This is a genomic window from Aquabacterium sp. (genome assembly GCF_004297345.1).
Lineage (GTDB): Bacteria > Pseudomonadota > Gammaproteobacteria > Burkholderiales > Burkholderiaceae_C > Aquabacterium.
Window position 1 is genome coordinate 1 of the sequence record NZ_SCTN01000372.1, and the last position, 6,230, is coordinate 6,230.

A 6,230-nucleotide genomic window follows, 5' to 3' on the forward strand; every position below is an offset into this window, starting at 1 on the left:
CCCACGTCCTGGTAGACCTTCCAGCTGATGCCAGCCGTCTCCAGCTTTTCAGGGAAGCTGGACCAGTCATAGCCCACTTCGGCGTTGGTGATCACGGGGCCGCCACCCTTGCCATCGTTGCCGCACCAGCCTGTCCACAGGTGGTAGCGATTGGGGTCTGTGGGGCCCATCAGCGAGCAATGGTAGGCATCACAGACCGTGAAGGCATCAGCCAGGGCGAAGTGGTAAGGGATGTCCTGACGCGTGTGGTAAGTCATCGTCACGATGCCCTTGTTGGGCACGAACTGGTCGTGGTTGCCCCAGTTCCAGGCCGCATGCGTGTCGTTCCAGCCGTGAGGCGGATCCTGAAGGAAGGTCAGGCCCACGTTTTCAACGGGTGGGCGGAAAGGCAGCAACTCGCTGTCGCCATGAGCCTGGTGCCACACCGTTTTGCCTGATGGCAACTTGACGGCGCGAGGATCGGCAAAGCCGCGCACGCCGCGCATGGTGCCGAAGTAGTGATCGAACGAGCGGTTCTCTTGCGTGAGGATGATGATGTGCTCGACGTCCTCAATGGTGCCCGTACGGCGGTGGGCCGGAATGGCCAGGGCACGCGCAATGCTGTTGGGCAGCGCACCGGCAGCGGCACCCGCAGCGATCAGTTGAAGAAGTTGGCGACGGCTTTGGTCTTGCATGGCAGTCCTTCTGAAAAAACTGCCGGTACCGTAAACATGGCTCGTGACGCTGACGTGAACGCGCAGCCGCATTCAGATCAAGGTGCCGAAGAGATCATGGGGGCTCATCGCCCTGTCACCCGCGCATTGGATGCTGCAAGGCTCAACAACCTTGATCCGGCAGTACCCACCATGAAGTCAAGTTCTTTCAAACAGGCAGCCAGCGCCCTGGCTGCCGTTCTGGCCTGCGCCGTGTCGCACTCAGCCCATGCCGCCATCGTGATCTCTGAAGTGGACGCGGCCGGCAGCAGTGCTGCTTATGCGGCAGACTGGTTTGAGCTCACCAATACCGGCACGAGCGCCGTCAACATCAACGGCTGGAAGATGGATGACAACTCCAATGCGTTTGCCTCTGCCGTGGCCTTGCGCGGCGTCAGCAGCATTGCAGCGGGCCAATCCGTTGTGTTCATCGAGAGCAACTCGACGGGTTCTACCGACGCTGCCATCAATGCGGCGTTCACTCAGGCATGGTTCGGTGGCAATGCCCCCAGTGGCCTGCTCATTGGCAACTATGGCGGTGCGGGCGTCGGCCTGAGCACGTCAACAGATGCGGTCAACATCTTCACGGCCAGCGGAACACTGGTTACGCGCGTAGACTTCAATGCCTCGACGCTGGGCCGCACCTTCGACAACGCCGCAGGCGTGAACAATGGCGTTCTCACAACTTTCAGCACCGCAGGTCTCAATGGCGCCTTCCTGTCAGCCAACGGCATTGAAACCGGCTCGCCGGGGGCCATCGCCGCGGTCCCGGAGCCTGAGAGCCTGGCACTGTTGCTGACCAGCCTGGGCGTCTTGGGGCTGACGGGCATTCGCCGCAAGCAGGCTTGACGCATCAGGTTCATCCAGCCAAGGACGACTGGAAGTACATGAGCAACGCGTTGCCTTCATCCCTTGACGCGGTCTATCAGCGCACACACAAAGGGCAGATCGTTGCGGCCGGGAAGTCCTCGCTGCTGGGCCATGAATTCATGCTGTGGCTGCGTATGCTCAATGGCCTGACACCCACACGTCAGTTGATGAACCTGGCAGGCGCGTCACCTCATGACGCGCTGCGCATCGTGGATAGGCTACGGGCCCTGGGTCTCATTGAGCAGCGTTGAGTTGAATCAGTCGGGCCAAAAGCTCGACTGGCTCTTCCACCACCGTACTGGCTGCCCCTGCGTAAATGGCACCTTCGTTGCCATCCAGGGTGACAACATCACCTTCGTGCAAGATCAGTTCACCAAATGCCAGCGAGTGTGCTGATTCATCCAGCGACATGGCGCTGCACCCCACCAGACACACCTTGCCCAACTGACGTGCCACAACAGCAGCGTGGGATGTGCGCGCACCCCTTTGCGTCAACAAGCCCGTAGCGGAGACCAGCGCTGCCATGTCACTGGTCTCCGCATCACGCCGCACCAGAATGACACTGGCACCGCTTGCAAAGCGGGCCCGAGCACGGGCTTCATCCAAGGCGATTTCGCCAATGGCCACGCCTGTGCATGCCGTCGCCGCATGAGCCAGCGGCGTCAATGCTTGACCATCAGCGGACACCACGCGCTGGATCATCAAGTCTTGCGGCTTCAATTTGCTTGTCCGCCCTCTGGCCGTGTCGCGCGATATCAAGCCCTCATCCAGCAAATCCAATGCAATACGTGCTGCAGCCTGCGGCGTACGTTTGCCTGAACGGGTCTGCAACATATATAGCCGCCCGTCTTGCACCGTGAACTCGAAATCCTGCATATCGCCAAAATGGTGCTCGAGTTGGCTGGCTGCGTCCCGCAATGACTGCCACGCATGCGGGAGCACCGAGGCCATCTCGGCATGCCCGTGGGCGCTGCGACGGCCAGAGACCACATCTTCACCCTGTGCGTTGAACAGGAAATCGACCCAGAGATGTGGCTCGCCCGTGGCTGGGTCACGCGTGAAGCCGACCCCGGCGCCGGATTGGCCTCCTGCGTTGCCAAACACCATCTGCTGCACGGTCACGGCCGTCCCCAGATCATCAGGCAACTGGTTCACGCGACGGTATTCACACGCCTTGGCGGATTGCCAGGACTTCAACACAGCGGCGATGGCTGCCGTCAATTGCGCCTGCGGATCCTGCGGGAAAGCCTGCCCTGCTTCTCTGGCATAGGTGGCAAGACAAGCGCGTGTGATAGTGCGCAATTCGGCAAAGTCCAGATCCCGCTCATCGCGGCCACCCGCAACGGCCGCCGTCTCAGCATCAAACAACGCTGGGTCCAACCCCGCCACCACCTCCGCATACGTCACCACGAGCCTGCGATACGCATCCCAGACGAGACGCGGGTTGCCCGTCTGGCGAATCATGCCGCTCACCGTGGCATCGCACAGACCAATGTTGAGCAAGGTCTCCATCATGCCGGGCATCGACACAGGGGCGCCAGATCGGACGGACAACAGCAAAGGTTGACGCGCATCTCCCAGCCATTGCTGGCAAGCGTCCTGCAAGGCCGTCAAGCCATGCGCCCAGCTTGCCGGCTCGCAGGCCTTGGCTCGCGTGGCGTCATCCTGGCAATACGACGTTCCCAATACAAAGGCGGGCGGCACGGGCAAATTGATCTGGCTCATGCGCAACAAGTTATAGGCCTTGAAGCCCATGGTCTGGGCCGTGGCTGCCTCCAGTTGATGGCGCAGTTGCTCGGCATCGCCACATCCGATGAGATACAGCGCGTGAGCCGTGCTCATGATGGCACCCCCGCTTTGTCGAACGCCACTTCGCGCAGCCCATACCCCGCAGCCAGCAATCGATCGGATGCCAACTCCAGCGTCATGGCCAGATCGTTGGCCAGCATCAGAGATGGCGCATCATCGATTGCATGGAGGATCACACGGCGAGCCTGGCGCAGCAACTCATCGCATTGGCGCTCCGCCCGCAACACGTTCCATGTGGCAGCCAGAAAAGCATCGCTGTCCGCCGCCGTGCTCTGGCTACCCAGCGTGCGCGCAATCGTCAGCGCCTTGATGTGATCTTGCGTAGCCCGCAAGACGGTCTGAGCCAGCCTGGAGAGAGCCAGCCGCACATCATGGTTCCAACCCTTTTGATGATGATCGGCGATCAGGCTCATCATGAAGGCCGCTTCTTCGAGCGCGTCAGCCACATCGTCAGACAGTGCCAGCAAGCGGGCGATGGGCTGCCAGCGCGGTTGGCGTTCGGCCTCCTGCCTGGCCTGCATCACCAAATGATCGGCTCGACGCTCCCAGGCTTTGGCCCGGGCAGCCAGATCCTGCGCAGCATCCTGCAAACTGTCATGCCCATGGGCCAGGCCATCACTGACCGCCTGAGCCAATGCCTGGCAATACGCCGCATGGTCGTCCAGCAAATCAAACTCCGTCGTGCGCTTTTGCACCTGGCGTGACAACAACAGCCGAGTTTCATCGGCGATCAGTGCCAAGGGCTGGCCATGCAGCAGCGCATCGCAGGCCAGGCGCATGACATCCAGCATGAAGGTCTGCGCCGGGGCATCGCCCAATACCTCGTCCAGGCGATCACCAATGCGGAAAGCACCTGTTCCTGCGGCTTGCATCGCATCAAACACGAGCCGCTCCCCGCCCGCTTTCAACCAGGCCATGTGCCCAAGCTCCGCTTGAGCCGCCGCGGTCAGCACGGCAATCGCGCCTTCCTTGTTCACAAAATGCAGCAAGCGCTTTCGTGCGCGGTTCCAATCGATCAGAAACACGATGCTGGCGCCCAAACCCTCCAGCACCTGCTCCAGTTGGGCTTCGTCATGGCACTCGAAACGCGCGGTACCAACCGAGTACGCCTCGCCTTGATTGAGCTCCACGGTGGTTCTGGACTCCGTGGCGGACCAGCTCGCCCCCAACGGCGCCAACAGGCTCTGGAAGAAGGCAAACCGCGTGCGATGCAGATCCGAGTACGTCAGGCTGATATCCAGGCCCTTGACGCGCATGACCAGCACATGGGCATCGTTGGTACCAATGTCGTTTTGCAGCAGCAACTGATCGCCGTCACGCGTGGCAGCCGTATCCAACCCTGGGTGATCCAGCTTCAAAGGTGCGGTGCGATGAAGCCCCCTCATGAAGGCGCCGACCAGCGGACGGTCTTCCGGCGCCAATTGCCACACGTGGGCACCATCAATCAATTCACTGGCCAGCGACTCAGCCAGATGATTGATCTGCTTGTGCAGATCCATGATCAGCAAATGCACACTGTCGTCGGCATGCCGATCCCCGTGCGTCAGACTGTGCAACTGAGACCTGTCGAGCTGCTCGCCGTGCAGCGCATCCAGCCAGTCCTGCCATTGATGAACGCGCAAATGAGGTTCGGCATCGTCCGTGCAGGCTTCCAGCACGGGCCGCGCCATGATCGCCAGATCGTCCGTCAGGCTGCTCACGAGACGATCGAGTTCCGGCACGACCAGTAGGCCATCGATGCGACTGGCGCCTGCAGGCAGTTCATGCAGCCACGAGGCATTGCTCAAGCCAGCGGCATCCAGTTCACGCGAAAGATCCAAAGCCTCTCGGTCGGGATGATCAGCGTGACTCGATGCTGCCTGCAGTACCGTGAGATACACCTTGAGCCGGTCGTTCGCGGCCAGCGCAGCCTTCACCCAGACCGGCATCAACAGCCCACGTTGCCCCAACGACGCCAGTGCTTGACTCTTTTGCATGTTCGCCCCCAAAACATGCAATCAGTCTGGAGGCGACATATGACGAGACAGTGGCAGTCGACGCGGCCAGTTGCACCAGCCTGCCGGCTATGCCGACCGGACCTTGAACGCGGCAACCGACTCGGCCAATGCCATGGCCTGCTGCTTCAAACTGGCGGCAGCCGCACTGGACTGCTCAACCAAGGCGGCGTTCTGCTGGGTCATGCCATCGAGTTGGGTAATGGCATGGTTGATCTGGCCAATGCCAGTACCTTGCTGCACGGCTGCCTGAGACAGATCGGCAATCAAACTGTTGACGCGATCCACGGAACCGACCAATTCGCGCAGGGACTGCCCCGCACGCGCCACATTCACCGAGCCGGTCTCAACCATGTCCGAAGACGCACCGATCAGCGTGCGAATCTCCTTGGCCGCGCCACCACTGCGTTGTGCCAGTGCGCGCACCTCGGAAGCCACGACGGCGAATCCGCGCCCCTGCTCACCAGCACGCGCAGCTTCGACCGCCGCATTGAGCGCCAGAATGTTGGTCTGAAATGCAATGCCATCGATCACGCCGATGATGTCCCGGATCTTGGCCGATGAGGTGCTGATCTCTGACATGGTGCTGACGACATCGTCCATGGCGGCACCACTGACTTGTGCTGTCTGCATGGCTGCCCCTGCCAGTTCACGAGCCTCCTGTGCCACCTCCGCACTATGCTGAACCGACTGCGTGATCTGCGCCATGGCAGAGGCGGTCTCCTGCAAGGCACTGGCAGCCTGCTCGGTCCGATTGCTGAGGTCCTGGTTGCCCACGGCCACCTCGTTGCTGGCCACGTTGATCGTCTCCGTTGATTGACGAATGGACCGAACCATGCCGGAGAGAGAGCCCACAAACCGGTTG

General features: G+C 61.2%; 6 protein-coding genes. 2 read left to right on the plus strand and 4 right to left on the minus strand.

Translation table 11 applies throughout. The features are described from left to right. On the minus strand, positions 1–674 hold a 674-nt coding region (locus tag EPO09_RS14030; RefSeq protein WP_290643942.1), incomplete at its 3' end, for an alkaline phosphatase family protein. 171 nt (positions 675–845) lie between these two features. Here EPO09_RS14030 and EPO09_RS14035 point away from each other — a divergent pair. After that, a complete protein-coding gene (locus EPO09_RS14035) occupies positions 846–1,541 on the plus strand; it encodes a lamin tail domain-containing protein (protein ID WP_290643943.1) in 696 nt (231 codons plus the stop codon). Positions 1,542–1,579: 38 nt separating this feature from the next. Then, positions 1,580–1,813, plus strand: coding sequence for a hypothetical protein (locus EPO09_RS14040; protein WP_290643944.1), 234 nt, complete (start codon positions 1,580–1,582; stop codon positions 1,811–1,813). Here EPO09_RS14040 and EPO09_RS14045 read toward each other — a convergent pair. From EPO09_RS14045 to EPO09_RS14055, 3 genes are all read right to left on the minus strand, one after another. Then, the gene (locus tag EPO09_RS14045; protein WP_290643945.1) at positions 1,797–3,404 is read right to left on the minus strand and encodes a PEP/pyruvate-binding domain-containing protein; all 1,608 of its coding nucleotides are present in this window, start codon (positions 3,402–3,404) and stop codon (positions 1,797–1,799) included. The genes EPO09_RS14040 and EPO09_RS14045 overlap by 17 nt on opposite strands. Then, positions 3,401–5,347, minus strand: coding sequence for a phosphate transport regulator (locus EPO09_RS14050; RefSeq protein WP_290643946.1), 1,947 nt, complete (start codon positions 5,345–5,347; stop codon positions 3,401–3,403). The genes EPO09_RS14045 and EPO09_RS14050 overlap by 4 nt, the downstream gene beginning before the upstream one ends. A gap of 87 nt (positions 5,348–5,434) precedes the next feature. Further along, a partial coding sequence (locus EPO09_RS14055) for a methyl-accepting chemotaxis protein (protein ID WP_290643947.1) occupies positions 5,435–6,230 on the minus strand: 796 nt, incomplete at its 5' end.

Coding starts and splice junctions, on each gene's coding strand:
- EPO09_RS14040 (WP_290643944.1), top strand. CDS start 1,580: ATGAGCAACGCGTTGCCTTCATCCCTTGACGCGGTCTATCAGCGCACA.
- EPO09_RS14045 (WP_290643945.1), bottom strand. CDS start 3,404: ATGAGCACGGCTCACGCGCTGTATCTCATCGGATGTGGCGATGCCGAG.
- EPO09_RS14050 (WP_290643946.1), bottom strand. CDS start 5,347: ATGCAAAAGAGTCAAGCACTGGCGTCGTTGGGGCAACGTGGGCTGTTG.
- EPO09_RS14035 (WP_290643943.1), top strand. CDS start 846: ATGAAGTCAAGTTCTTTCAAACAGGCAGCCAGCGCCCTGGCTGCCGTT.